1 protein-coding gene and 1 pseudogene are annotated in these 2,100 nt (G+C 67.4%); both read left to right on the top strand.

The window, feature by feature from the left end; genetic code table 11:
- Positions 1 to 1,471 (top strand): protein kinase domain-containing protein (locus ACWGKS_RS29840; protein ID WP_452525063.1); only part of this gene is annotated, 1,471 nt, incomplete at its 5' end.
- 426 nt (positions 1,472 to 1,897) lie between these two features.
- Positions 1,898 to 2,100: pseudogene (locus tag ACWGKS_RS29835) on the top strand (iron ABC transporter substrate-binding protein); the annotation flags it as partial.

Genomic DNA, 2,100 nt, shown 5'->3' with positions numbered 1-2,100 from the left:
GGTGGCGGTCAAGACCCTCAACCCCGAGGGCATGTCCGACCCCGAAGTGCGCCGGCGCTTCGAACGTGAGGCCGAGGCCGCCCGTAGGGTCGCCTCCTTCTGCACCGCCGCCGTCATCGACTCCGACTTCACCACTTCACCCGCCTACATCGTCAGCGAGTACGTGGAGGGCCCCACTCTGCACGAACGGGTCAGGGAACAGGGGCCTCTGTCCGGCGGCGACCTGACCCGGCTGGCCGTGACGGTGGCCACCGCCCTGGCGTCTGTGCACGAAGCCGGTATCGTGCACCGCGACCTCAAACCGGGCAACGTGCTCATGGCCGAGGGCGGACCGCGCGTGATCGACTTCGGGATCGCCCAGATCACCGAAGGCCCGGACACCAACACCCACTCGATCATCGGTACCCCGGGGTTCATGTCCCCCGAACAGCTCACGGACGGCAGGGTCACCGCCGCCACCGACGTGTTCGCCTGGGGCGCGGTGATGGTGTTCGTAGCGACCGGCAGGTCGCCCTTCGCGGCGACTACCGTGCCGGGGGTTCTGTACAAGGTCGTCAACGTCGACCCGGACCTGGGTGCTCTACGGGAACCGTTGCGTTCACTGGTGGCCGAGTCCTTGAACAAGGTTCCGGTGGGACGGCCGACGTCCCTCCAGGTGCTGCACCGCCTCATGGGTCTGGATCCTGGGCAGAAGCCCGCACCCGCACCCGCACCCGCACCCGCACCCGCACCCGCACCGAAAACCGTGCCCTCCACCAGGATCGAACCGGCGCAAAGGCCCACTCCCAAACCCACGCCTACGCCTGCGCCCACGCCGGAACACCAGAGGGTGGACTCGGCACTGCCGAACCGACCTCGTCCCTTGCCGTGGAAGCCGGGCGAGCCGCGCCCCGTTCCGGTTCGACCTCAAACGGTCGGGGGCCACTCGGCGCCCTCCTCCCCCGAGAGGAGCATCAGCGAAGTATCGCCGCCACTGTGGATGCTCGGCGCAGGACTGGTAACCGCCGCCGTGATCGTGATTTTGATCTTCCTCCTGGCGCTCAGAGCCTCGGATCCGATGTCCGAGAACGACTCGGCAGAACCGTCGTCCACCTCCTCACCCACCCCGACCCCCACGGTCTTCGATTCGGAGATCGCCGGCATTTGGGAAGGAACCACCCGGCAGGGAGACGACCTGCGCATGGAGTTCGAGGAGGACGCGACCACCGCCTCCCTGTCGGTGATGCGCGATACCGTCTACAGCTGTGAGGGCGGGATCGCCGAGGTCACGGAGGTTTCCGGCCGTGACTACGAGCTGGCCATGAGCGAGTTCTCTCCCGGCCCCTGCCTGGGTGTGGAGTGGGGTGCGTCCCGGATCGTGCGCGCCGTGGCCCGGGTCGAATCGAACGGCGACCTCCATGTCGACCTGTTCTCCTCGGACCACCCGGGAGCCGATCCTCGGGAGACCCTGGCCCTGCGACCGGCCAGGTGAACCATCAAGGATCTTGGGCATCAGCCCTTTCGGTAGGACGGCCCCGAGCTCGAAGGGCCCTCTCGCCCCATCACTCGCCCACGAACACCCGGGTGAGCGTCGCCGTCGGCCGGGCTTCATTGGCCAGGACACCGCCCATCCGCCCGAGGAACCCGACGGTATCCGGATGACGATCGCGGATCGGGGCGTTTCCGACCACCGATACGAGTCGTCCGTGGAGTCGGTGGGGCCACACCCGGTGGACCGGGGACACTTCCGGCAAGGCCGATCGGGCACGAGAAGCCGAGGCAGCGACTGACCTCCGACGAAGGCACTGGTCAAAGCGGCGCAAAGTGAGGAGAAGGTCTCAAAACGGCACTCCGTTGCACATTCGATATTGAGGTTAGGTTAGGCTCCCCTACGTCAAGAACTCGTAAGGAGACCTCCATGAAGTCCGTCCCCCGTCCGTTCGCGGCGCTCTCCCTCACCCTGGCGTCCGCCCTGGCCCTGACCTCCTGTTCCACCGGTCAGGAAGAGACCGAGGACACCGCCGCCGCGAGCGACACCGTCGAGGTCGAGGACAACAACGGCACGCAGACGGTCGCCGTCCCGCCCGCGTCGGTGGTGGCGCTCGACAACCGCACCTTCGA

The sequence above is a fragment of the Nocardiopsis sp. NPDC055879 genome, from assembly GCF_053615935.1.
This window is presented reverse-complemented; position numbering and strand designations above follow the sequence as displayed.